Origin of the sequence: Amycolatopsis sp. NPDC049868 (assembly GCF_044461365.1) — a bacterium.
Lineage (GTDB): Bacteria > Actinomycetota > Actinomycetes > Mycobacteriales > Pseudonocardiaceae > Amycolatopsis.
This window is the reverse complement of sequence record NZ_JBITKV010000003.1, coordinates 750,153-774,425: the sequence shown is the minus strand read 5'-3', so window position 1 is coordinate 774,425 and position 24,273 is coordinate 750,153. Positions and strand designations below refer to the sequence as shown.

The following is a 24,273-nucleotide window of genomic DNA, read 5'->3' as shown; positions in this document are numbered from 1 at the left end:
AACGGGCCGGGAAGCGAGCGTCAGCGGCGGACGGTCAGGCCGACCCGCTGGAACTCCTTCAGGTCCGAGTAGCCCGTCTTCGCCATCGCGCGGCGAAGCGCACCGAAGAGGTTCACGACGCCCTCAGCGTCCGAGGACGGCCCGAACAGCAGCGTCTTCAGGTCGACGGCGTAGTCCGGCCCCAGCGCCACGCGCGAACGCGGCAGCGACGGGTGCGCAGCCGCCGACGTCCAGTAGAGCCCCTGCCCCGGCGCCTCGGAGGCGGCGGCCAGCGGCGCGCCCAGCATGACCGCGTCGGCACCGCACGCGATGGCCTTGGCGATGTCGCCGGACGTGCTCATCCCGCCGTCGGCGAGCACGTGGACGTACCGGCCGCCGGTCTCGTCGAGATAGTCGCGGCGCGCGGCCGCGGCGTCGACGATCGCGGTCGCCATCGGCGTCCCGATCCCGAGCACGCTGTCGGTGCTCGTCACGCCGCGGCTGGCCCCGTGGCCGACGATGACGCCGGCCGCGCCGGTGCGCATCAGGTGCATCGCGGTGCGGTAGTCGCTGACGCCACCCGCGATCACCGGAACATCGAGCCGACCGATGAAGTCCTTCAGGTCCAGCGGCTCGGCGTCCCGCTGGACGTGCTCGGCCGAGATGATCGTGCCCTGCACGACGAGGATCTCGACGCCGGCCGCGAGCAGATCCGGCGTGAGCTCGGCGGCGTGCTGCGGGCTGACCCGCGCGGCCACGGTGACCCCGGACTCGCGGACGGTCTTGATGGCCTCGGTCAGCAGGTCCAGCCGGATCGGGGCGGAGTGCAGTTCCTGCAGCTCACGCACGATCGCGGTCGGGTCCTCGGTGTCCTCGGCGGCCCGGACGAGGCGGAAGATCGCGTCCTCGACGTTCGGGTGCCGCGCCCAAAGGCCTTCGGCGTTGAGGACGCCCAGTCCGCCGAGCTCGCCGACGGCCACCGCGGTTCCCGGCGACACGATCGCGTCGGTGGGGTGCGTGACCAGCGGCAGCTCGAACCGGTACGCGTCGATCTGCCAGGCGGTGGACACGACCGAAGACGACCGGGTGCGCCGCGACGGCACGATCTCCACGTCATCGAGGTCATACGCCCGCCGCGCGGTGCGGCCCATGCCGATCTCGACCAGATCCCGCACGTCAAGTCCCTTCTCACCGACGACCGTTACACCCCATTGTCGCTAGGCCGCGTGGGTGACCTGCGCACGGGGCACCCGAACCGGGCCGAAAGTCACACCAGCCCCATTCGCCCCACCCGTTTCGCGTTTAGCCCGCTAAAGGCGCTCTGAGGGTGGCGAGGTCAGAAGGAGACCTTCTCCACGGAGTCGGTCCGGAGGACGGATTCCTGCGAGAAGGCCTTCTTGTAGTCGGTCCGGATCTCCTCGATCTCGCGGTTCGCGTCGCGATCGCTGAACGGGTACACGACGACGATCACCTTCGACTTCTCCCGCGAGATCACGCCGTCCGAACCGCGCCATTGGCCGCGCCCGGTCAGCTCGGTGAACCCGTCCGGGAACCTCGGCGTGACGGCCTTGTCGGTGAACGCGGTGAACTCGGCGTCGGTCAGCTCCTCGCCGCCCGGCTTCGTCGTCCCGAAGTACAGCTCGGTGCGCTTCCACAGCTCACCCGGCGACGCTTGAAGAGCGGCGGCCTCGGGCGCGGAAGGCGCGGCGGAAGCGGTGGGGACGGCGGAAGCCGCCACCCCGCCGCCGAGCCCGAGGGCAGCGGCGGCGAAGACGGCGAGCGCGGTCCGGCGCGACGTGAAAGACATCGGGTTCCTCCCAGGAGACTTGATCAGCGGGCCAAGTCTCCCGGGAACGGAACCGGATGGGTAAGTGTCCTAAGGGGCGGACTAACGGGTGGTGTAGTTCGGTGCCTCGACGGTCATGGTGATGTCGTGCGGGTGGCTCTCCTTGAGCCCGGCCGCGGTGATCCGCACCAGCTGCGCCTCCTGCAGCTCGGGGATCGTCGACGCCCCCGCGTAGCCCATACCCGAACGCAGCCCGCCCACCAGCTGGTGGACGACGTTCGCGAGCGGTCCGCGGAACGGGATCCGCCCTTCGATGCCCTCGGGGACCAGCTTGTCCTCGCTCAGCACGTCGTCCTGTGCGTAGCGGTCCTTCGAGTAGGACTTCGCCTCGCCGCGCGACTGCATGGCGCCCAGCGAGCCCATGCCGCGGTAGGTCTTGAACTGCTTGCCGTTGACCAGGATCAGGTCGCCGGGCGATTCGGCGGTGCCCGCGAGCAGGCTGCCGAGCATCACCGTGGACGCGCCGGACGCGATCGCCTTCGCGATGTCACCCGAGTACTGGATGCCGCCGTCACCGATCACCGGGATCCCGGCCGGGCGCGCCGCCTGGTCGGCCTCGTAGATCGCGGAGATCTGCGGCACACCGACCCCGGCGACGATGCGGGTGGTGCAGATGGAACCGGGGCCGACGCCGACCTTGATCCCGTCCGCGCCCGCCTCCACCAGCGCCTGCGCACCGGCCCGGGTCGCGACGTTGCCGCCGACGATGTCGACGGTGTCGCCCAGTTCCTTCTTCAGCAGCGCGACGGTCTCGACGACGGCGCGGGAATGCCCGTGCGCGGTGTCGACCATCAACACGTCCACCCCGGCGTCGGCCAGCGCCATCGCGCGCTTGTGCCCGTCCGGGCCGACCCCGACGGCGGCACCGACGATCAACCGGCCGTTGGTGTCCTTGGAGGCGTTGGGGTACTGCTCGGTCTTGACGAAGTCCTTGACCGTGATCAGCCCGCGCAGCTTGCCGGCGCCGTCGACGATGGGCAGCTTCTCGATCTTGTGACGGCGAAGCAGCCCGAGCGCGGCCTCCGCGGTGACACCGACCTGCGCGGTGACCAGCGGCAGCTTCGTCATCACCTCGTGCACCGCGCGGGTGTGGTCGACCTCGAACCGCATGTCGCGGTTGGTGATGATGCCCACCAGCGTCCCGGCGGCGTCCGTGACGGGCACACCGGAGATCCGGAACCGCGCGCACAGGGCGTCGACCTCGGCGAGGGTGTCCTCGGGCGAGCAGGTGACCGGGTCGGTCACCATGCCTGCTTCAGAGCGCTTCACGACCTCGACGGCCGCCGCCTGGTCGTCGATCGGCAGGTTGCGCTGCAGCACGCCCATCCCGCCCTGGCGTGCCATCGCGATGGCCATCCGGCCTTCGGTGACCGTGTCCATGGCGGCGGAGACCAGCGGGATGTTCAGGGTGACGTTGCGCGAGAGCCGGGTGCGGGTGCTGACCGCACTGGGCACCACGTCGGACTCGGCCGGCAGCAGCAGCACGTCGTCGAAGGTCAGCCCGAGCATGGCGAACTTGCTCGGGACGGGGGCGGTGACGCTGTCGCTGGTCATAGCAGGCGAAGGGCCTTCCTAGCGGTGATAAATGGGAGCCGCCGTGGCTGGTGGCCTCGTGGCGGGGGCCTGCCCCTCATGATATCCGGGCCGGGCGGCCGCCCGGCCCGGGTGGGCGCCCGGTAGCGTGCAGGCGTGCCGCAAGATGCGTTGCCCCCAGACCCGTTCGCGGATGACCCGGACGACCCGGCCCGCGCGTTCATCGACGACGCCGACCGGCTCGACGAGCCGATCAGCGACGAAGAGCGCACCGAGTTGCTGGCCGACCTCTCCGATCTCGCCGTCTACCAGGCGCTTCTCGAACCGCGCGGAGTACGCGGGATCGTGGTCGACTGCGGTGAATGCGACGAACCCCACTATCACGACTGGCATCTGCTGCGCGCCAGTCTCGAGCAGCTGCTCGCCGACGGCCGCATGAGGCCGCACGAGCCAGCCTTCGATCCGAACCCCGGCGATTACGTGAGCTGGGACTACTGCCGCGGCTTCGCGGACGGTGTCACAGCCAACGAGAGCGCCTACTGATCGCGTTTAGCCCGCTAAAGGCGATTTGAGTCGTACAGCGAAAGGGCCTGGTGAGAGGGATCTCACCAGGCCCTTCGACGTTCTCGGGTGTTACGGCGTCTCGACCGCTCCTGCCGCGGGAGCCTGCGCTCCGGCGCCCGGCGACGGCTCGTTCCGCGAGCCGCCCGGGTCGTTGCCCGAGGCCGGCGGCGTGGTCGACGTCGTGGGCGGCGGGGGCTCACTGGTCGTGGTCGGCGGAGTCGGCGAGGGAGTCGTGGTGCCCGGCAGAGTCGTGCCGGGGTTGCCGCCTCCCGGCAGCGACGTCGGCGGAGCCGTCGGCTGCGGAGTGGGCTGCGGGGTGGTCGCGACCGGAGTCTGCGTGGGCGACTGCTTATCCGGGGGCAGCGGCTGCTGACCGGGATTCTGCAGCTGCGCGCTCAGTTGGCGGTGCTGTTCGAGCAGCTGATCGCGGTTCTCTTCGTCGGTCACCTGGTTCAGCGCGGCCTGGGCCTCGTCGAGCGCCTTCCGGGCGTCGTCGAGGCGCCCACCGGCGAGCGCGAGGTTGGCCTTTTCGAGATCGAGTTTGGCCGCCGCGGCGGCCTCGACCGACCGGGCGTGGTCGGCGTAAAGCACCTTGGTCAGGCCCCAAAGAGTGTCACCAGGCTGCGCGTCCTTCGCGGCGAGACCGGTACCGGCGAAGGCGATGGCCAGGACGGCCGCGGCGGCGGCCACCGGGACCAGCAGCCGGCGTCTTCCCCCGTGTCTGCGGGCGAGCGCGGCGGTCTTCACGGTGACGACGGCGGTGTCGACGTCGACGAGTTCCGCGAGCGGTTCGCTGTCGATGTCACGCCGCCAAGCCAGCAGCAGGGCATTGAGTTCTTGATCGCCGAGGTCGTCGGCCATCTTCGGATCCGAGCCACCGAGTGCGTCGAGCAGTGCGTCATCGGCCTGGACGGCCGACAGATCAGCTGCGAACTCGGCTTCCGAAGGCGTCAGCCCTCTTTCGAAAGCCGTCAGTTCACGATCGGTCCCAGGGGAGAACCGACGGTCGCGATCGGTCACTCAGATCACCTCCTCAGCGGCCAGAACCTTACGTAGGCGCGCGAGGGCGCGATGCTGGGCCACCCGGACGGCGCCGGGGGTGGACCCCACGGCCTCTGCCGTCTCCTCGGCGGACAATCCCACGACTACCCGCAGGACCACGATCTCACGCTGTTTGTCGGGAAGGACGCGCAGCAGCTGCGACATGCGCTCGTTCAGCTCGCCTTGGAGGGCACGCTGCTCGGGACCGACGCCACCCTCGACCTCGTCGGGGACTTCGGCGACCGGTTCGGCGCGATTGCGGGCCGCGGCGCGATGCGCGTCGGCCACCTTGTGCTGGGCGATCCCGTAGACGAAGGCCAGGAACGGGCGGCCCTGATCACGGTACGAAGGCAATGCCGTGAGCACCGCGAGACACACCTCCTGAGCAACGTCGTCTGCGGAAGCGAACGAACGCTCCTGCCTGCCAACCCGAGCGCGGCAGTACCGCACTACCAAAGGACGGATGGCCGCCAGCAACCGCTCGACCGCTTGAGGATCACCCTCAACAGCAGCGGCGACCGGCTCATCCAGTCCGTCCCCCACATTGGCCATCGCAGACAACAGTCCCAGTGTTACGTATAGGCGTGCAAAGAGTCCGGCGTGTGACTTCGGAGACCACTACCGGTGACAGCTACCGTACCGCCCGGGTCCGCCGCCCTTCACTGACGGCCGACGTCGGCGTGCCGCCTTTCCGGCGAGCACGCTGAACCCGGGTCTTCCTGGTTCCCTTCGCTCGTAGTCGAACTTTCAACGAGCCGGAACGCAGTGGGGTACGACGGTCCACCCTGAGGCGGACTCGCTCGGGCAAGAGTGCCTGAGCGTCGAACATAAGTGTGCGAAGCGTGACAGGGAACACAGGTACGGGCCAGGGGTACTCCCCCGGCCCGTTCGTCACCCGTTGTGCAATCTGACCGATGAAATCAAGAAAGCGTTGTCAGGAAACAAGTCCACGGCGGAATCCGTGGGCGACCGCCTGAGCGCGGTCCCGAACGCCGAGCTTGCGGAACAAGCGGCGCGCGTGGGTCTTCACGGTGTCTTCGGACAGGTACAGCTCGCGGCCGATCTGTCCGTTGCTCTTGCCCTGACTCATCCCGCGAAGCACCTGGAGCTCGCGCTCCGTGAGCTGGACGCCGGGGTCGGACGGCTGGCGCGGCGCCGGTACCGAGGTGCTGGCGAGCGTGTGCGCCAGTGCGGCGACCAGCTCGGGACGCGAGGCGTCCCAGCGCAGGTAGCCGCGCGCACCGCCGGCGATGGCGGCGGCGATGCTTCCCGCGTCGTCCGGGGCACCGAAGACGATCACGTTCGCTTGGGGGTTCGCAGAGACGAGCCGCCGGGTGGCTTCGACGCCAGTCGGGACAGCGCGCTGGGTTCCGACCAGCACGACGTCGACCGGCTGACGGGAGTACCGGGCCAGCAGCTCGTCACCGTGCGCTACGCAGTCGATGCGACTGACCCCTGGGACCGCGGACATCACTCGAGTGAGCCCTTCGCGGACACTGCGTCGGTCGTCGCAGATCAAGACCGTCGTCACGGGGTTTCCTTCCTGCAGCCGGGTGACATTCCACTTCCCCTATCGGACGCTTTAGCCCGAACCTTGACACGATCCGGTGGCTTTTTTTGAAAGTTCTTAGCCCGGTTGCCGGAATGGGCCCTCCAACAGGCTAGACGCCCTCAGAGGGGGACCCACGGAGATTCCCGTGCGAGCCACCTCCCGCAAGGATCCGCATGCCGTAACACTGCGTGCAACAGTTCGGCACTTCTGGATCGATACTCATCGGCGTGTCCCGCCCCGAAGTCCGCCCCGAGCAGGCAAGCCACCCACAGAAGTGAATTGAATTCGTATTTCTCGGCGGTTTCGCGCGCGCCCTCTACCAGCGCTTTCGCGCGATCCCGCTCAGCGGAACCGCCATTCGCGATCGTCACGGCGAGTACAAGACGTGATTTGACGACATGCCGGCAAGCGCCTCTGGCGCGCGCGGTTTCCAGCGCCATTTCCGCAGGAGCGATGGCCGCCTCGGAAATGTTACCCGCCAGTTCGATTTCCGCGCCCACCCAACCGGCCCTTGTCCGGGTCCGCCAGTTGCCGGAGTGCGCGCCCGCACGGGCGAGCAGCCGCCGGGCGGCGGGCAGCCTGCCGCGCCCGAGGTTGTCCGCCGCGAGCCCCAGGAGCGCGTCCGCCCGCGCGCCCTCGGCGTCCAGACCGTCGGGGTCGGGTTCGCCCTGCGGCTCCGTGATCGCCAGCGCGAGCGCCTCGCCGTCGAGGACGAGGGCGGCCGCGTGCCCGCCCAGCTGCCGCCGATGCGACGCCAGCGTGCTCGCGGCCAGCGACGCGAACACCGGGCCACCGCTCGCGCGCAACTCGTTCAGCAGCGTTGCCGCCGCCGCGTACCGGCCGCGGGCACCGAGCCCGATCGCGGCGAGCAACCGTCCGCGAGGCGACGCGGGCACCGCGAAGGGGTCCGGCGGCGGCACGCCGTCGCCGAACGCGGCGGACCGCAAGGACGATTCCATGCGTCCTTTCTATCGCCTCGCACCGACAAGAACGTGCTCGATCCGGTCGGCGGCGGTCGTCAGTTCGCCGAGCAGTTCGATCTTGTCCGGGAGCGTGGCGGGATCCCAGCCGGGACCGCAAGCGAACAGCCTGCTGCGCTGGCGGCCGCGGGACACCCTGGCGAACAGGCGCGGATCCGCGGTCGCCCGGCGACCCGACCACAGGACGACCGCCGCCGGGACACTGCGGCGGACGGTCACCGCGAGCACTTCGGCCGGCAGGGACGCCCCGAACAGCTGGGCGCCGATCCGCCGCCCCGCCAGCGCTGCGGCGAGCGCGTACATCGGCAGGTTGTCGCGCTCGTCCGGGACGCAGGTCAGCAGGACCGGACGCTGGTTACGTGGTTCGCGGAGCACCGGCGTCGCGCGGACGAGGGCGGCGTACACGCATTCGGCGAGAAGGTACTCGACCTCCGCACCGGCACTCACCCCGCGCCAGCGCGCGCCGAGCGCGGTCAGGACCGGCGACACGACACCGGTCCAGGCGGGCAGGACGCCGAGTTCGCGGATCGTGTCGGCGAGCATGCGCTGGACCGCGCCGAAGTCCATCGCGAGCGCGGCCGTGCTCAACCGCCTGGCGAGGCGGGACGGGACGTCGTGATCCTCAGCGGCCGGCGCGGCGGCCTGCTCCGCCACTTGGACGACGACGGCTTCCGAAGGCTCCGTCGCGGTCCTGGGCATTTGCTCGAGTGCGTACTTCGCCGCTTCGGCCGTCGAGGCGCCGCGAAGAAGCGCTCGCTGCATCAGTTCGAGACGGCCGATGTCGGAGCTGCCGTAGCGGCGGTGACGGCCGTTGGTGTGGCGACTCGGCCCTACGCCGTATCTGCGGTCCCAGGTGCGCAGGGTGGACGGTGCGACCCCGAGCCGGCGAGCGACGGAGGCCACCGGCAGGGTGGGTTCTTCACTGCTGGTCCGAGATCCCACTCGACCCAATATCCAGGCAGGCCGGGACGGGGGCAACCGGAGCGGAAAGTAGGGCTCACACATCCGGGGGATGCCTAACGGCTGAATCGTCTTGAATCTCTTGAACAAGTATTGGCGCGCTTCTAACGTTACCGCCGTTGCACCGAATGGAGTATCCGCAGCGCAGCAGAGCAGGTAAACGCTTCGACCGGATGACGGAGGCGGTCAGGATGGCGGACACACGCAGGCTCCCGGGGCCCAACGCGGATGTATGGGACTGGCAGCTCGAAGGGTCGTGCCGAGGCATGGACAGCGCGTCCTTCTTTCACCCTGACGGCGAGCGCGGGCCGGCCAGAGCCCGCCGCGAGGCGCGGGCCAAAGCCGTGTGCCTGGCCTGCCCGGTACTGGCGATGTGCCGGAACCACGCACTCGCCGTGCACGAGCCGTACGGGATCTGGGGCGGGCTGTCGGAATCGGAACGCGAGCACATCATCAAGGCGGACAAGCGCACATTGAGCATGTCGAACGGCTGATCCGGCCGAGTCGGCAACGCGGAAGGGCGGCATCCGGGTGGGGTGCCGCCCTTCCGCTTGTCCGGGCACCGGATCGCGTTTAGCCCGCTAAACGCAGGTCAGCGCTGCCGGGCACCCGCGCGGCCCGGGTCGCGATTAGCCCGCTAAACGCAGGTCGGCCCGGGAGCCCGTCAGATCGCAGTTAGCCCGCGAAAGTCGCTCTGCCTGCAGCCGGCACCCCTCCGCCGCCCGGGTCGCGTTTAGCGGGCTAAACGCGACCCGGGCGCGGAAGGGGCGGGACAGCGAAAACGGGGCGGCACTCCGAGTGGAGTACCGCCCCGCTTCAGGGGTGGAACTAGTGCGCGTGGCCGTGACCGGCCGCGGCGGGCTCCTCCTCGACCGGCTTCTCGACGACGGAGCTTTCCGTCGTGAGCACGAGCCGGGCGATTGAAGCGGCGTTCGCCACCGCGGACCGGGTCACCTTGACCGGGTCGACGATGCCGGCGGCCAGCAGGTCGGTGAGCTCACCGGTGGCGGCGTTGAAGCCGTGCCCCCAGCCCTGCTCCTGGACCTTGTTCACGATGACCGCACCCTCGTGGCCCGCGTTGGTCGCGATCCAGAACAACGGGGCGGACAGCGCGTCGCGGACGATGCGCACACCGGTCGCTTCGTCGCCCTCGAGGCCGAGGCCGCCGTCGAGCTCCTTGACCGCGTGCACGAGCGCCGAGCCACCGCCGGGCAAGATGCCCTCTTCGACGGCCGCCTTGGTCGAAGCCACGGCGTCCTCGATGCGGTGCTTGCGCTCGTTCAGCTCGGTCTCGGTGGCCGCGCCGACCTTGATCACCGCGACACCGCCGCCGAGCTTCGCCAGCCGCTCCTGCAGCTTTTCGCGGTCCCAGTCGGAGTCGGTGTTCTCGATCTCCTTGCGGATCTGCGCGACACGGCCCGCGATGTCGTCCTTGGTGCCGGCACCGTCGACGAGCGTGGTGTCGTCCTTGGTGACGACGATCCGGCGGGCGTTGCCCAGCTGGGCCAGCGTGGTCTCGGACAGCTTGTGTCCGATCTCGGCCGAGATGACCTCACCACCGGTGACGACCGCGAGGTCGTCCAGGAACGCCTTGCGGCGGTCACCGAAGAACGGCGCCTTGACCGCGACGGCGGTGATCGTCTTGCGCAGCGAGTTCACGACGAGGGTGGACAGCGCTTCGCCATCGACGTCCTCGGCGATGATCAGCAGCGGCTTCTTGGCCTCGACGACCTTCTCCAGCACCGGGAGCAGGTCGGCCAGCGACGAGATCTTCTCGCGGACGAGCAGGATGTAGGCGTCCTCGAGGATCGCCTTCTGCTCCTCCGGGTTGGTCGCGAAGTGCGCCGACAGGAAACCCTTGTCGAACTGGACACCCTCGGTGATCACGAGCTCGGTCGCCAGCGTGGACGACTCCTCGATCGTGATGACGCCGTCTTCGCCGACCCGCTCGACGGCTTCGCCGAGCAGGGCGCCGATGGCCGCGTCACGCGAGGTGACGGTGCCGACCTGGGCGATGTTGTCACGACCCTTGACCGGGGTCGCCTTCTCCTTGAGGACCGCGATGACCTTCTCCGCGGCGGCCTCGATGCCACGGCCGACGGCGGTCGGGTTGGCACCGGCGGCGACGTTGCGCAGGCCGACCTTCACCAGCGACTGCGCGAGCACGGTCGCGGTCGTGGTGCCGTCACCGGCGACGTCGTTGGTCTTGGTGGCGACGCTCTTGGCGAGCTGGGCGCCGAGGTTCTCGAACGGGTCGTCGAGCTCGATCTCGCGAGCGACGGTGACGCCGTCGAGGGTGATGGTCGGGCCACCGAACTTCTTGTCGAGCACGACGTGGCGACCGCGCGGGCCGAGGGTGACCTTGACCGCGTCGGCGAGCTTGTTCACCCCGCGCTCGAGCGCGCGACGAGCGTCCTCGTCGAAACTGATCTGCTTGGGCATGGCCTGTTCCGCTTACCTTCCAGTTCTAAAGCTCGGAAAACACGAACGCCCCGTTCCCCGGCAATGCGGGGCCCGGGGCGTCATGCGCTGAGAGCGGACGTCAGTTGATGACGGCCAGCACGTCGCGAGCGGAAAGGATCAAGTAGTCCTCACCGTTGTACTTCACTTCGGTGCCGCCGTACTTGGAGTAGATGACGACGTCGCCGACGGAAACGTCGAGCGGGACACGGTTGCCCTTGTCGTCGATGCGGCCCGGGCCCACGGCCAGAACCTTGCCCTCCTGGGGCTTCTCCTTGGCGGTGTCGGGGATGACGAGGCCGGAAGCGGTCGTCTCCTCGGCCTCACTCGTCTGGACAACGATCTTGTCCTCGAGCGGCTTGATGTTCACGCTCACCGGGTTGACCTCCACGGTCGTCGAAAGCGTTGGCAGGATTAGTTACGGCTCCTACCACCCCCGCCGTCGCGGGTGCCGGGGCGTGTTCGGGCCGTGCAATTAGCACTCTAGCCATGTGAGTGCCAGCTTCGCAAGGAGGGTCCGCTCACCCTGCGGAAACTTTGCCTCCGGGCGCCTGACCGGCCGTTTTGTTCCGTCAGGGTTCCGTGCCGCTCTCGATCGCGCTCGCCTGCTCACAGTCAGTATGCCCGCCGCCGGAGAGCCTCGGCCTGCTGTCGACTGTCCTCCATGCTCGCGCCTGAGCGTCTGGCGCCATGACCCCGGCCGGGTGCGAACAGGCACAGATGAGCGGCGGCTCTACTCCCCCATCTTCCTCGCCCCTGCCGTCGTTAGCGCCGGGTCGACGGTGTCAAGGGTGAGCGAAGCTCATCGCGAAGCGACGCCGTAGGCGCCCTTGATGGCGGCGGGTCGGGGTTAAAAAATCGCGCGCGAGGGATGGCCACGGTTTGAAGCGCTTCCGCCATCAGCCAGGATTGACGGCATGACCAATCCGACGCTGTGGGGCAGCCTGATCACTGGCTTGATGACTGGCGTCATCGCGCTCTCAGGTGTGATCTACACCCAGCGTAGAGCAGACCGACGAGAACGTGATCAATGGAACCGCGAACGCGAACATGAGCAAATTCTCTGGGAGCGAGAAGAGGCTGCAAGAACATTCGAACAGCGACGCGAGGGATACAGCGCCTTCTACGAGCGCCTGCGCTCTATGGCGAAAACGATCTACGACGCTGGCCTGGGACTTGGCCCAGAGCTCGACGACGAGTGGCAGTACCCCCTCTATCAGGAGCTACTGCGCCTGGAGCTCTACGCGACTCCCAAAGTCCACAAGCTGGCCGATAAGGCTTACAACGAGCTCTGGCACTGGGGAGACCTAGTCGATACTGAAGCGGCGGCTGCCAGCGCGTCGACAACTGACCCAAACTCGGACGACTTCGGCTCCGCAGCCTTCTACCAGGCCCAAGAGACGTTTGACGAGGCACAAGAGCTACTACTGGCGGCGATGCGAGATGACCTCAGGGTGCCGAAGGATTGAGTTGGCGGGCTCACGAGCACCACTGCGCTGCCCGCCAGGGCCGCCGGCCGAAGCGGAGCGGCAGGCCGTGCGGACCCTGGCGGCGCGCCTGCGCGCCGTCTTGATTCCATAGAGCCAAATTCGGCAAAGCGGCTCTACGAACCCTTCACGGTCGCAAGCAGCGCAAGACCGTACGCTTCTCGATTTTCCTGATTTGAAGGGCGTTCAGTAAGGCTAGATAGATCAACCATCGGTTGCCCAATTTGCCCATCAAGCTGCGTGATCGCAAATTCAACGTCAAGAAATTCTTCCAAGTCATGCAGACTGCGTTCCCCGACAAGCTTAACGTTCCCCGAACTTCCGTACACTGTTCTTTCACCGACAAGTTGCCCAAGGTAGCCGCGCATGGACCAATTACCTATTTGCACAAAATTCTGAGCTTTAATCTTAGCCTTCTCTGTGCCATAAAGCTGACCCCAGCGGAGGAACTTACGAAACTCCTCCCGATCAATTGATTCAACCGGCAAGGCGCCAATCTTATCTACTTCCGCTTCCAATACAGGTTCAAGTTTGGCGTGAAGCAGTGGAAGCCAGTCGATTTCTTCTTTAGAACGCTTGAGCCTTGTTGCCAAATTCACAAGAAGAAGTGAGTTCTTCGGCGTAACCACGCCATCCAGGAGAACTTCAATCTGATCAGCCGATGTCCGCATAAGCAAATCTCCAACAACCTGCTCAATTTCATCTGCGGTTGACCCCTGAAGAAATTGTCGATCATCTTCGATTGCCCCATGGATAGATGATAGATTCTCGATCAACCTGAGCGGATTTCCGCCACTCACCTGGTCAATTACCATATGAATCTTCGGCACGCACACACGAGGATTCGAATGCAACTCTAGTTCAAGCCGTCTCGCAGCAACGTTGCCGCTATCCCCTCCCAGGTATCCACGAATTCCGTCGATCACGAGCTTGTCGGATACGTCACCCGGAGGAATGGTCAACTGGAAATATCTATCAAAGCAGGCCGGCGACTCAATCCTTTTTTCATGCGTAAGATCTTTCACTATACGCTGATGCTTCACGCCCGTCTCAGCCTCCGCGGCCGACGAGAATAACTTTCCTAGAACACCAAGAATATTAGATGAGCGCACTTCAGGAACGTCGTAGTTAAATAGCTGCGCTTTCCAGAAATTTGCCTGATCGGCTGGCTCGACCTTAATGCTGAAATCCCAAAATGAAGCTCCGGTCAATCTGGACTTAAGCTCAGAAAGACTATTGTATAGAGCTGGCTCATAGATACGCAAAAAGCTAATCAGAAAGTTATCATGAAAGTTAACTTCTCCAGCCAAGCTTGCCCAGGACTGACGAACCTCGGTAAACAGCTTGCGTATGCTTCGAGGCGTACCGAGCCAGGGCGAAAGATACCTTCTGGTCACGTAGTACAGATCGCTTACCTCGGTCTGCGAAATTTCCTGCCCCGTCCTTTTGACAATCGACTGTATCCCCTTCAGGAACAAGTCTTCGTGATGCTCTTCATGAAGGGGCGGGATTTGCACCTTTGCCTGCACGATCTTCTCGATATAGGCAGATGCTCTTGGCCGATCCTGGCGAGCTAGATCAGTCGCGGATAGCAGATCAAGAATAGTGTGCTCATCAAACGAGAGCACGTAGTAGACATTAGGGAATCGAGCTATAGATCGAATAAGCTTGAATACGAGAAGGAGCTCTTCCGGATGAAGGCGATCCAGGTCATCGATAAATATTATTACCTTGTGGTCTATCTTGCGTAAATCACTTTCAATACTATTGCGCTTCTTCTCAAGGGAACTTGTATCGGCAAGAAGATCGCCCAAACCTTTAATCGCAGCCGACACGTCGGGCCCGCCAACCAGAGCTGGAACCTTACCTAGTGGCGCAGCGGCGGATGAATACTTCGACAGCTTTGCACGGGTTCCCTCAAATTTTCTTCCCGGCAGCGCCCCCTTGACACTCTCGAAAAATCCGGCCACAAGTGAGGCGAGATCCGAAAACAACCATGGAGCAAAATCGACAAGCTTAAAGCTTGAGTTTTCCCTCAGTTTCGCTTTAGCGATATTTAGTATCGATGTCTTTCCTGCACCCCAGGCGCCTGTGAGGGCTATTACGCTACTCGGGGCCTCTCGGCATGCAAACTCCACTTGGTCAACAAGCAGGCGCACAATATGCCCACGATGAAGCTGGTCCTCGCTAGCGTCAACGAGTGGCTCATCCGTGATCGTTTCTTCATCCGTGGTCATGCTGGATCCTCAAGTCTTGTGCGGTTACTCGGCCAACCTGGCCACTCCCGCTTTGTAGTCGCCACAACGCCTACGCCTGTTAACCTGGGCGTATGCGCGGTGCGGGTGATCAGCTCAGCATCGGGGAGCGTATTGCCTTCTACCGGCGGCGGCGTGGTCTGTCGCAGGCGGTCCTTGCTGACCTGGTGGGCCGTACTGAGGACTGGCTGAGCAAGATCGAACGCGGTGAACGCGAGATCCGGCGCTTGGACGTGCTGGCTGACGTCGCGCGGGGTCTGCGGGTGACGCTGGGAGATCTCCTCGGCGAACCCGTGCTGATGGAGGACGAGGACAAGAACGACGACGTCCCGGCCATCCGCGACGCGCTCATGGCTCCCCGGCGGCTGTCTCGCACCTTATTCTCCTCGGCCATGTCGCCGGAGTACATCGACCCCGCTCCGGTCGCTCAGCTCGTGGAAGGTGCTTGGTCCAGCTACCAGAAGGGCGACCTCGGCCGTGTCGTGGCCGCTCTGCCGGGTCTGATCAAGACCAGTCAGGGCATGGAGTCCGCCTCGGCCGATGATGCGGCCTACCGGCGAGCCTGCGCTGCGGTATCGGCCCGCGTTCACCACCTGGCCGCGACCACGCTGAGCAAGATCGGTGAAGCCGACCTCGCATGGATCGCGGCCGAACGCGCCATGCAGGCAGCCGACGAGGCAGACGACCCGCTGGTCCTGGCCTCGGCTGCCCGGTCTGGAACTCACGCGCTGCTGGCGGTCGGCCGGTTCGATGACGCTCTTGAGCTGGGCGACGTCGCCGCGAAGTGGCTGGTTCCGAGGATGCGCGAGGGTGATCCGGCCGCGCTGAGTCTCTACGGGATGCTCTACCTGCGGACGGCCGTCGCCGCTGCTCGGCAACAGGACCGGTCGACGGCGAACGAGCTGCTGTCTCACGCGGGCCGCGCGGCCGATCAGCTCGGCGTGGACGCCAACCACTGGCAGACCGGGTTCGGCCCGGCCAACGTCGAGCTGCACCGGTTGTCGGCTGCGCTGGATCTGGGCGATATTTCGCAGGTGATCGAGTCGGCTCCGAGGATCAGCGTCGACCATCTGCCGGTAGAGCGGCAGGTCACGCACCTGATCGACTTCGCGCGGGCCTTGAGCCTGGTCGCGAAGGATGACGAGGCGTTGTCGGCGCTGCTGACAGCTGAGCAGAAAGCGCCGGGGATCGTCCGGCACAGCACCGCCGTGCGGGAGGTCGTGCGGTCGATGTATCGCCGCGCCCCGGCGACGGCTGGTAAGAAGTCCTCGCCCCTGTTGGCGTTGGCTGAGCGCTGCGGCGCGGTGAGGTAGGTCGGGTGGCGTCGCGTGTTCTGGGCCTGGTCGGCTCGGGTGCTGGTGGTGTTGAGGACCTTCTTCCGCGCGTGATCCGGCCCCTCCAAAAGGACGGCTGGACAGTCGCGGTGACCTTGACCCCGACGGCGGGCCGCTGGCTGGACGAGAACGGCGGCCGCGCCGAGATCGAGGAGGCCACCGGGTTCCCTGTCCGGGTCGAGCCCCGCTCGCCGGCCGAAACCAGCCCGCATCCGGCCCCGGACTGCTACCTGGTCGCGCCCGCCTCGGCGAACATGGTCGCCAAGCTCGCGATGGGCATCGCCGACAACCAAGCCCTGACACAGGTCAACGAGGCCATCGGAACCCTGAACCTGCCGGTCGTCGTCTTCCCGCGCGTGAACGCCGCGCACGCCCGTCACCCGTCCTGGGAAACCCACATCGACGCGCTTCGGCGCGCTGGCGTCCGTCTCGTGTACGGGGACGACGTGTGGCCGCTGCACGAACCGCGGAGCGCTCCGGGCCGCGAGCTGCCCTGGTCAGCCGTACTTTCCGCGGTGAACGCAGCGGTCCCGACGCCGGGCTAGCTCGGTAAAATCGACGTGTGACAGCTGCATCTGGGGAACGGCCGAAACCCATCGATCAGTGTCAGGACGTTCAAGAAATCCTCGACCAGATCCGGCTTCGGCCGGGGATGTGGCTCCGGCAGCGGTCCTTGCGGGACTTGGAGAGCATCCTCTTCGGCTACGGCGTCGCCCTGGACGTTCACGGACTCGATGAGAAGTTCGCGATGGGGGCTGTCGGTCCGTTCGCCCAATGGATCGAGGCTCGCTTTGGCTGGTCGATGTGTGCGGGGTGGGCGGTTGCCATCGAAGAGCATGCCGACGGCGAGGAACCGCTGAAGGTGTTCTTCCGTCTCCTCGACGAGTACCGAGCCCTCCTGAACCCGGCCACGTCACGCCAGGTGGGCCGTCATCTCTGAGGACGCTCTCCCCCGCCAGTCCCTACCCGGACAGTTTGTCCGGGGTGAGCCTCCTCACTGGGTGTCTCCTGTGTCCAGCGCGCCCGACCGGGCTCGCCGAGACCGAGACACCGGGAGAGCACACATGGGCATTCACGTGGTGATTCAGCCCCTCGTCGGCTACGGCGCGGCGGTGGTTTCACCCTCTCCTGGCGTCCGTCAGCTCGTCGCCGGAAGTGAAGAGACCTCCTTCATCGTCCAGGTACCCGCCCGTATCGGCGGCCTGATGGACACCGCACGGTTCGCGCAGAGTCTCGCGGCCGCTGCCAGCGAGTTCAGCGAGTGGTGCGAAACCCAGCACCGCACGCGCTCGCATTCCTCTTCCTTCCATGACCAGTGGTCCGACGCTGCCGATGACGCCGTCACGCGCAAGAACGACTGATCACACGCACTTAGGAGCAATAAATGGCTATCTACAAGGGTTTCCGGTTCCCCATCGAGTTCGACGAGGCGTTCGGGCAGGGCTTGGTCATGGTCGGTGAGGTGTCGCCGGACAACGAGTACCAGTCGCGTGAGGACCGGGCTGCGGGTCGTCCGGCTCGGCAGCGGGTCGACGAGGTGACGGGCAAGCGTCAGTGGAAGGTCACCGTGACCGACCCGGACGAGGTCAAGGCGAAGCGCGCGTCGTTCGAGATCACGCTGCTGGCCGATGTGCAGCCGGTGCCGACGACGTCGGAGGTGCTGCCGGGCATGCGGCCGATCGAACTGGAGGGCCTGACGGCTGAGCCGAAGGTGGCTGGTCAGGGCGAGTTCAAGTACCAGTCGTACACATTCCGCGCGACCGGCTTCAAGGCTGCGGCCGCTAGCGGTGCGTCGAAGTCGGGCCGGGCCTCAGGTTCCGCTGAGTCGACGCCCAAGGCTGCGTGATGCCGGGCGGGGTGCCGGGGAGCCACCGTGTGGCCGTGGTTCCTCCGCACCTGGTCCAGGCGTGGGAGATGGCCTACCACCACTACAGCGCACTGAGGGCACACGCGGTCGACCCCGTGGCGGCGCATGACCTAGCCGTCGCTTCCCTCGCGGTGGCGTCGGCCTGGCGGGACCTCGCTTCGGAAGGCCAGTTGCCGTGGTGGGTGCTCGCGGCCGTGACAGCGGCGGCTGAGGGATTCGAGGAGAACGCGCGGTCGTGGGAGATCCGCGCACAGAGTGAGGAGGGACAAGGCCGTGGCGTTCAACGCGATGTGGAAGCCGGGGCCGCAGGCGGTCGCGGGGATGCAGGGCAATGGTTCGGCGAACCCGGCCCTGGTGATCTACCTCGACCCGGACAGCCTGGCGATCCTGCCACCGTCCGACCCGACCGAGTGGCCGGAATTCATCCGGCTCCTTCGCCAAATCCGCGACAGCGCGGACGAACTGGCCGTGTTCCTCGACAAGCACGCGACAGCCGAGGAGGTGTGCGGTGACGACCCCGGGCCGGAATGAGCCGCAGACGCTGGCAGACGCGCACGCCGTCGCTTCCGCTCGTCGTCCACAGCCCGGTTCGAACCTGGCGACGTGGCTGAAATTCCACAAGGAGAACGCGCGCATGTACCGCGCTGTGTCCGATGTAGACCGAGGTCACCACCACGAACTCCGCTACTGGGTCGGCTACGAGGAACGCAAGGCCGAGGAGGTGGCCGCGCAGATCCAAGAGGGAAAGTCGAAAGCTAGCTGAAACCTGAATGACAGAGCGAAAAACGCACGCGGGGACGTGCGGCGTAAAAACACGTCCTCAAACGCTTTTCTTGTCCTGTAAGGCGCAGAAGCGGAATCCGGCTACCAACCTTGCCGCTCCTGCGCTGTCCACAACCACTGGAAGTGAACAATGACAACGCTAAACGATGGCAACAACCGTGCGCTAGACGGGGTCACCCGAACGCGCTGCACAGTCTGTAAGCGGTTCGCGAAGCTGCTGCCCGGCGAGAAGGAATGCGCTCCCTGTCAGGGAATGCTTCCGCTGGACCTGACCGGCGGTGGTCGTCGATGAACACGAACGGGATCGGTTTTCTTCTCGTCGGCGGCGGAGTGCTCGGCGTGGCGGTGTGGCTACTGCACAAGATCGGTCGCGCGCTCGCCACGATTCTGGAAGTCCTGGCGGCGGCCGCGCTGGTGTTCATCGCCCTCTGGTGGCTGCTGAAATCGTTGCTGTGGCTGGGGAAGCAAGTCGTCACGCGCTGGCGGACCAGTCTTACAATGGTGGCGCTCGTGGCGTGGTGGCAGTACCTCGGGTGGCTGTCCCTGGCGATCGTGACGGGCTCGGTCGTCGCTGTGCTGGCGTCGTGGCGGCTGATCGACGTCGTGTCCTATGACCACCACTGCGGCCGGTTCCTCCGGTCCTGGTGGATGCGTTGGGCGGTCTACGCGCGCAAGCTCCCGGCCTGGCTGCACGCCTGCGGGCTGAGCATCCGGGACGAGACCCTGCCGGTGGAAGTGACGGTGAACCTGGTCGGCCGTCGACGTTTGCTGTCCCGCAAGGCCGCCTCGGCGTCACGGGCCGTTCAGGTGCCGATGGTGCTCAAGGTCCGGTCGGGGCCGTCGTGGGATGAGGTGCGGGTGCAGCTCGTTCCGGGGCAGAAGCCTGAGGACTTCGACGAGGCCGCGCGGGCGCTGGCGGTGGCGCGCAAGGTCAAGCGGTGCCAGGTGCGGGAACTGGAGCCCAACGTGGTCTCCATCGACTTCCAGCGCCGGGACCTACTCAAATCCGCGGTGACCTCCCTGCCGGTTCCTGACCTGGTGTCCCCTGATGGGCTCGGCGTGGATCTGCGGCACGTCTGGTCCGGGACCACCGAGTACGGCTCGGACTGGCGGGTTCCGCTGGTCGGCTCGGGTGCGCACTGCCTGACCGCTGGCGCGACCGGATCGGGCAAGAACTCGGTCATGTGGTGCCCGCTGGTGTCGGCCGCACCCGCGATCCGGTCCGGTGTGGTCCGGGTGTCCGGCATCGATCCCAAGGGAATGGAACTCGCCTACGGACACGGGATCTTCACCCGGTACGCGGTGACCGGCAAGCAGGCGCTCGAACTCCTCGACGGCCTCCTTGAGGAGATGGAAGCCCGCAAGCACGAATTCGCTGGACGCGTGCGCATGATCCCGATCAGCGTCAAGCATCCGCTAGAGGTCCTGGAGTTCGACGAGATCGGCGCGCTGACCAAGTACACCGACCGCAAGACCCGCGACGCGATCGTGGAAAAGGTCGCGCTCCTCACCACACAGGGCAGGGCCTTGGGAATCACGGTGCGCGGCTACGTCCAGGAACCCACAAAAGACACCGTCCCGGTTCGTGAGCTGTTCCCCCGCCGCGTGTGCCTGCGGGTGACCTCCAAGACCCACGTCGGCATGGTCCTCGGCGACGGCGCTTACGAACGCGGCGCGTGGGCAAACCGCATCGGCGATTCCGAAGCCGGTGTCGGCTACGTCTGGGGCGAAGGCGTCCGCGAACCCCTGCGCGTCCGGGCCGGATGGGTCGCCGACGAGGAGATCAAGGCCCTGGAGACCTACGTGACCAACGGCGGCGCTCACATCATCTCCGAGGGGAGGGCGGCATGAACCGGCTGATGGTCTTCCTCGACGCGATCCGCGACCACCTGGACTCGTTCGCCCTGCCTCCGGCCGCCTCGGTCCGGGTCGGGGTGGGTCCTGATCCGATCACTGTGCAACTCGACTCCGACCGCCTGGAGGACGTCGCCCGTGGCCTGCTCACCTGGGCTGCCTCGCTCGACGACGTGACGGCCTCGCTGTGGCGTCCTCCGGGCGGCGGGTCGGTGCACCTGGAACTCAGCGGCCGGACTCCCTGCGGCATCCCGGTGGTGGTCTTCGGCGGCGTCTGGTTCGACGAAGCGACCTTCCCGGATCTGCCTGCGGGGATGCGGCAGGAGATGCCGGTGTTCGTGCTGCGGCAGTGGAACGCCCCTGGGGAGGTGGCCGCCTGATGAGTAGCCAGGAATCCGCGGTGACCATGCCGGCCAAAACCCGGGCCGCTCGGATGCGGGAACCGCTGGCCTCGGACGTGGTGAAGGCGACGGCTGAGAAGCACGGGGTTTGTGTCCGGCCGTTCACGATGGAGGTGGGCGACGCCGAGACCGGAGAGCTTCGCTACGTCCCCGTTCCGTGTGGCTCGACCGTGGAATCGGTGTGCCTGCCGTGTGCCCGGAAAGCGAAGGCGCTGCGACAGGTTCAGTGCCGCGAGGGCTGGCACATCGACACCGAACCGGACTTCACCCCAGAGCCGCCCTCCGAAACCCAAACAGAGCTGTTGGCGTTCCGGGCTGACCTCGTCGCCGCCTACCGGCAAGAGACAAACCAGGCGGAGGCCGACGAGCTGCGGGAGGAGATCCAGGGCGTCGACGACGAACTTCGGCAACTCGGGATGCGCGGTCGCCTCCCCTCGATCGACCTGCCCACGAAGAAGGCGGTGAAGCGCTCGACCAAGCGGCGGCAGGACGCGCCGAACCTGCCTCGCCGCAAGGTCGCCAAGACCACCGTGGGCCGTGAGTACGCGGGACGGTTCCGGCCGTCAATGTTCGTCACGCTCACCTGCGACACCTACGGCCCAGTCCGTTCCGATGGCGCACCGGTCGACCCGTCGACCTATAACTACCGGCGGGCGGCTCGGGACGCGGTGCACTTCTCGGCCCTGGTGGACAGGTGGTGGCAGAACCTGCGGCGGGTCGTGGGCTGGGACGCGCAGTACTTCGCCACCGTCGAACCCCAACGCCGCGCGGCTCCACACCTGCACGCGGCCATCCGGGGATCGGTGCCGCACGACGTCATCCGCCAAGTCACCGAAGCGACCTATCACCAGGTCTGGTGGCCCAACCATGACCAGGTCGTCTACGTCGACCGACTGCCGCTCTGGGACGGCGACCGCCGCGTGTTCGTCGACCCCGACACCCGCGAATCACTGACCGACTGGGACGACGCCGTAGAGGCCGTGGAAGACCCGGCGCACGTGGTCACCTTCGGCCATCAGGTGCACTCCAAGGGCATCCTCGGCGGCACCGAAGAAGCCGGACGGCACATCGGCTACCTGACCAAATACCTCACCAAATCCACCGGTGAGGTCGTCGAAGCCGACACCACCCGGCAGAAGGACCACCACGACCGGTTACACGCGGAACTGTCGGTGACACCCTGCTCGCCTCGCTGCGCGGTGTGGCTGCTCTACGGCATCAACCCCAAGGGCGCCAACGGAAAGACCACACCAGGGCACTGCAAAGGAAGGGCGCATCGGCGGACCACGCTCGGTCTGCCAGGTCGACGAGTGCTGGTGTCGCGCAAGTGGTCGGGGAAGACGCTCGTCGACCACAAGGCGGACCGGAAGGCGTTCGTCCTGGAGGCGCTGGCGGCGGTCGGGATCGAGAAACCGGCACCGGACCCGGCTCGGTTGGTCTGGCGCAAGGTCGACTCCGGGGATCCGTCCTTGCCACCTCGGGACCACCTGGTGATGCACGCGATCTCGGAACGCATCACCTGGAAAGCCGAGTACGACAAGGCACTGCTAGCCGCGCAGAGTCCGCCAGATCTTTCGGCAACTCCGCTCGCTGCCTGACTTTGGGGGACGACATGAACGACAACGTTGCACGACTGGACACCCTTCTCAGCACTCCCGAGCTCTGCGATTTCCTCGGCATCAGCCGGGACACGCTCTATGAGTGGCGGGAGATCAACACGGCTCCTCCTGCGATCAAGCTGCCCAACGGTCATTTGCGGTTCGCACTGTCGGCGGTGCGTGAGTGGTTGAACGGCAGGCAGGAGCGCGCCGCATGAAACCGACGCATCAGGTCCGACTGTGGGAAGTCACCACTAGGCCGCCAGATAGCAAGACCGGCAAGAAACGGCGACGTCCCTACGGCGTCCGCTGGATCACTGCTGGTCGAGAGCACTCACAATGGTTCACTACCAAGGCTTTAGCCAAGGCCGAGCTGTCCAAGCTCCAACAGGCCATGAACCGCGGTGAGGCGTTCGATATCGAGACCGGGCTTCCGGAGTCGATGTACCGGAAGGAGCGATCACCGACGTTGCTCCGGGTCGCCCGTGAGTACCTGAATCACGTTTGGCCCGACCTGTCACCGAACTCGCGCGGGCGTCTTGTCGACGGGTTAGCCGTTGCGGTGCAAGGGTTTCTGACGGAGGAACCGGACGCTGAACCTGCCGTGATCCGGCGCTTGCTGACTACGTTTGCGCTCCCTCCGGATGGGGCGACCGTTGAACCGACACCGGAGGGACTGGAGCTTGCGGCGTGGCTTGCGGACCATTCGCGTCAGGTCGTCGAACTGGCCGATCAGGACGGCGTGACAGAGGTCGGGCGAGCGCTTCGGACCAACCTGGACGGCAAGCGAGCAGCGAACAGCACGGTGGACACCAGGAAGGGCGCGCTTGTGCAGGCGCTCGGGTTCGCGGTCGACAAGACGTATCTCGGTGAGAACCCGTTCTCTGGGCTGAACCTGGTCAAGTTCCGGGATGTGCAGGCCGTTGACCCCGGCGTCGTCGTGAACCCGCTTCAGGCTCGGGAGCTGCTTGCCTCAGTGAGCTACGTCCGGCCGCGCGGGCGGAACCGATCGTGGCGGCCGTTCTTCGCGGCGCTCTACTACGGCGGTATCCGTCCGAGCGAGGCTCGGTTTCTGGCGGAGCAACATTGCGAGTTGCCTCGGACCGGATGGGGCGCGCTTGTGCTTCCAAACTCGCTCGGTCGGTCAGCAGCGCGGTACAGCGACGACGGACAGACGTACCAAGTTCGATCGCTGAAGCATCGGGCGGACACGGCGACCCGGACTGTGCCGATCCCGCCGGTACTCGTCCGGCTCTTCCTCGATCATTTGGACGAGGTCGGGACCGGGCCGGACGGGCGGCTGTTCTGGGGCAAGGGCGGTGCCCCGATCAGTAACGCTTCGTACACGGATATCTGGCGCCGGGCTCGGCTGCTGGGTCTGCCGCCTCGCCTGGCGGGTTCGATGCTGGCCGGACGCCCATATGACTTACGTCACGCTGCCGTCTCGTCGTGGATCGCGGCCGGTGTACCGCTCCCTGACGTGGCGGACCGGGCGGGGCACACGGTGGACATGCTGACGAAGGTCTACGCGAAGTTCGTCCACGGAACCCGGTCGACGGCGAATCGCAAGATCGAGATGTTCCTAGACGATGACCTCGACTAGGCGCGGTACGGTGGATATGCCCTCGGATGAAACACCAGGTCCGGGGGCATGTTCGCGTCCCGGACTTGTTCCGTGACTGTTCCGTGGACACCACCAATCGGCCGGTGATCGTCACAGACAGTCCCAGACGCCATTTTTCGACAATCTGCCGTTTCGCCTGGCAGACGCCCAAAATA

The 24,273-nt window shown here is 66.2% G+C and carries 26 protein-coding genes; 15 read left to right on the top strand and 11 right to left on the bottom strand.

From position 1 onward, the window contains the following. Positions 1-20: 20 nt before the first annotated feature. The 3 genes from ACIBTM_RS17285 to guaB form a co-directional block, all read right to left on the bottom strand. Positions 21-1,154 carry a GuaB3 family IMP dehydrogenase-related protein gene (locus ACIBTM_RS17285; RefSeq protein WP_034304399.1) on the bottom strand — a complete coding sequence of 378 codons (1,134 nt, stop codon included), beginning with the start codon at positions 1,152-1,154 and terminating at the stop codon, positions 21-23. Positions 1,155-1,315: 161 nt separating this feature from the next. Next, complete coding sequence (locus ACIBTM_RS17280) at positions 1,316-1,786, bottom strand: DUF3574 domain-containing protein (RefSeq protein WP_395877611.1); 471 nt, start codon at positions 1,784-1,786, stop codon at positions 1,316-1,318. Between the two features lie 81 nt (positions 1,787-1,867). Beyond that, positions 1,868-3,379, bottom strand: coding sequence for an IMP dehydrogenase (gene guaB / locus ACIBTM_RS17275; RefSeq protein ID WP_395877609.1), 1,512 nt, complete (start codon positions 3,377-3,379; stop codon positions 1,868-1,870). A 135-nt stretch (positions 3,380-3,514) separates the two neighbouring features. Between guaB and ACIBTM_RS17270 the strand changes: the two genes are divergently transcribed. After that, positions 3,515-3,901: a DUF5319 domain-containing protein gene (locus ACIBTM_RS17270; RefSeq protein WP_005166667.1), complete on the top strand. Its 387-nt coding sequence runs from the start codon at positions 3,515-3,517 to the stop codon at positions 3,899-3,901. Between the two features lie 90 nt (positions 3,902-3,991). Here ACIBTM_RS17270 and ACIBTM_RS17265 read toward each other — a convergent pair whose 3' ends face one another. The 5 genes from ACIBTM_RS17265 to ACIBTM_RS17245 all read right to left on the bottom strand — a co-directional run bounded on the left by ACIBTM_RS17265 (position 3,992) and on the right by ACIBTM_RS17245 (position 8,398). Continuing rightward, positions 3,992-4,942, bottom strand: a complete 951-nt coding sequence (locus ACIBTM_RS17265) for an anti-sigma-D factor RsdA (protein WP_395877607.1) — start codon at positions 4,940-4,942, stop codon at positions 3,992-3,994. After that, the gene (locus tag ACIBTM_RS17260; protein WP_026467317.1) at positions 4,943-5,515 is read right to left on the bottom strand and encodes a sigma-70 family RNA polymerase sigma factor; all 573 of its coding nucleotides are present in this window, start codon (positions 5,513-5,515) and stop codon (positions 4,943-4,945) included. A 382-nt stretch (positions 5,516-5,897) separates the two neighbouring features. Beyond that, a complete protein-coding gene (locus ACIBTM_RS17255; protein ID WP_003073605.1) occupies positions 5,898-6,494 on the bottom strand; it encodes a response regulator transcription factor in 597 nt (198 codons plus the stop codon). 140 nt (positions 6,495-6,634) lie between these two features. After that, positions 6,635-7,474, bottom strand: a complete 840-nt coding sequence (locus tag ACIBTM_RS17250; protein WP_395877605.1) for a hypothetical protein — start codon at positions 7,472-7,474, stop codon at positions 6,635-6,637. 9 nt (positions 7,475-7,483) lie between these two features. Next, entirely contained in the window at positions 7,484-8,398 is a 915-nt protein-coding gene (locus tag ACIBTM_RS17245; protein WP_395878099.1) for a MerR family transcriptional regulator, read from the bottom strand. A 230-nt stretch (positions 8,399-8,628) separates the two neighbouring features. Between ACIBTM_RS17245 and ACIBTM_RS17240 the strand changes: the two genes are divergently transcribed. Beyond that, entirely contained in the window at positions 8,629-8,949 is a 321-nt protein-coding gene (locus tag ACIBTM_RS17240; protein ID WP_007031108.1) for a WhiB family transcriptional regulator, read from the top strand. Between the two features lie 334 nt (positions 8,950-9,283). On the opposite strand, the gene groL is transcribed toward ACIBTM_RS17240, so the two are convergent. Next, entirely contained in the window at positions 9,284-10,897 is a 1,614-nt protein-coding gene (gene groL, locus ACIBTM_RS17235; RefSeq protein WP_395877603.1) for a chaperonin GroEL, read from the bottom strand. Between the two features lie 100 nt (positions 10,898-10,997). After that, complete coding sequence (groES, locus tag ACIBTM_RS17230; protein ID WP_007031106.1) at positions 10,998-11,291, bottom strand: co-chaperone GroES; 294 nt, start codon at positions 11,289-11,291, stop codon at positions 10,998-11,000. A gap of 541 nt (positions 11,292-11,832) precedes the next feature. Between groES and ACIBTM_RS17225 the strand changes: the two genes are divergently transcribed. Beyond that, a complete protein-coding gene (locus ACIBTM_RS17225; protein ID WP_395877601.1) occupies positions 11,833-12,384 on the top strand; it encodes a hypothetical protein in 552 nt (183 codons plus the stop codon). A gap of 134 nt (positions 12,385-12,518) precedes the next feature. On the opposite strand, the gene ACIBTM_RS17220 is transcribed toward ACIBTM_RS17225, so the two are convergent. Beyond that, positions 12,519-14,639 carry a P-loop NTPase fold protein gene (locus tag ACIBTM_RS17220; protein WP_395877599.1) on the bottom strand — a complete coding sequence of 707 codons (2,121 nt, stop codon included), beginning with the start codon at positions 14,637-14,639 and terminating at the stop codon, positions 12,519-12,521. Positions 14,640-14,731: 92 nt separating this feature from the next. Between ACIBTM_RS17220 and ACIBTM_RS17215 the strand changes: the two genes are divergently transcribed. From ACIBTM_RS17215 to ACIBTM_RS17160, 12 genes are all read left to right on the top strand, one after another. After that, a complete protein-coding gene (locus ACIBTM_RS17215) occupies positions 14,732-15,970 on the top strand; it encodes a helix-turn-helix domain-containing protein (RefSeq protein ID WP_395877597.1) in 1,239 nt (412 codons plus the stop codon). A 5-nt stretch (positions 15,971-15,975) separates the two neighbouring features. Then, positions 15,976-16,536, top strand: a complete 561-nt coding sequence (locus tag ACIBTM_RS17210) for a flavoprotein (protein ID WP_395877595.1) — start codon at positions 15,976-15,978, stop codon at positions 16,534-16,536. A gap of 137 nt (positions 16,537-16,673) precedes the next feature. Further along, complete coding sequence (locus tag ACIBTM_RS17205) at positions 16,674-16,931, top strand: hypothetical protein (protein WP_395877594.1); 258 nt, start codon at positions 16,674-16,676, stop codon at positions 16,929-16,931. Between the two features lie 124 nt (positions 16,932-17,055). Next, positions 17,056-17,352, top strand: coding sequence for a hypothetical protein (locus ACIBTM_RS17200; RefSeq protein ID WP_016331156.1), 297 nt, complete (start codon positions 17,056-17,058; stop codon positions 17,350-17,352). Between the two features lie 23 nt (positions 17,353-17,375). After that, positions 17,376-17,837: a hypothetical protein gene (locus tag ACIBTM_RS17195; protein ID WP_395877592.1), complete on the top strand. Its 462-nt coding sequence runs from the start codon at positions 17,376-17,378 to the stop codon at positions 17,835-17,837. Between the two features lie 294 nt (positions 17,838-18,131). Beyond that, positions 18,132-18,389 (top strand): hypothetical protein, encoded by a 258-nt coding sequence (locus ACIBTM_RS17190; protein WP_395877590.1) that lies wholly within the window; start codon positions 18,132-18,134, stop codon positions 18,387-18,389. Then, positions 18,367-18,621: an AMED_5909 family protein gene (locus ACIBTM_RS17185; protein WP_395877589.1), complete on the top strand. Its 255-nt coding sequence runs from the start codon at positions 18,367-18,369 to the stop codon at positions 18,619-18,621. Before ACIBTM_RS17190 ends, ACIBTM_RS17185 begins: the two co-directional genes overlap by 23 nt. 308 nt (positions 18,622-18,929) lie before the next feature. After that, entirely contained in the window at positions 18,930-20,492 is a 1,563-nt protein-coding gene (locus ACIBTM_RS17180) for an FtsK/SpoIIIE domain-containing protein (RefSeq protein WP_395877587.1), read from the top strand. Beyond that, on the top strand, positions 20,489-20,875 hold the full coding sequence (locus ACIBTM_RS17175; protein ID WP_395877585.1) for a hypothetical protein: 387 nt from the start codon (positions 20,489-20,491) through the stop codon (positions 20,873-20,875). Before ACIBTM_RS17180 ends, ACIBTM_RS17175 begins: the two co-directional genes overlap by 4 nt. After that, on the top strand, positions 20,875-22,494 hold the full coding sequence (locus ACIBTM_RS17170; protein ID WP_395877583.1) for a replication initiator: 1,620 nt from the start codon (positions 20,875-20,877) through the stop codon (positions 22,492-22,494). Before ACIBTM_RS17175 ends, ACIBTM_RS17170 begins: the two co-directional genes overlap by 1 nt. 14 nt (positions 22,495-22,508) lie before the next feature. Further along, entirely contained in the window at positions 22,509-22,712 is a 204-nt protein-coding gene (locus ACIBTM_RS17165; RefSeq protein ID WP_016331149.1) for an AlpA family transcriptional regulator, read from the top strand. Then, positions 22,709-24,097 carry a tyrosine-type recombinase/integrase gene (locus tag ACIBTM_RS17160; RefSeq protein ID WP_395877581.1) on the top strand — a complete coding sequence of 463 codons (1,389 nt, stop codon included), beginning with the start codon at positions 22,709-22,711 and terminating at the stop codon, positions 24,095-24,097. Before ACIBTM_RS17165 ends, ACIBTM_RS17160 begins: the two co-directional genes overlap by 4 nt. Positions 24,098-24,273 lie beyond the last annotated feature (176 nt).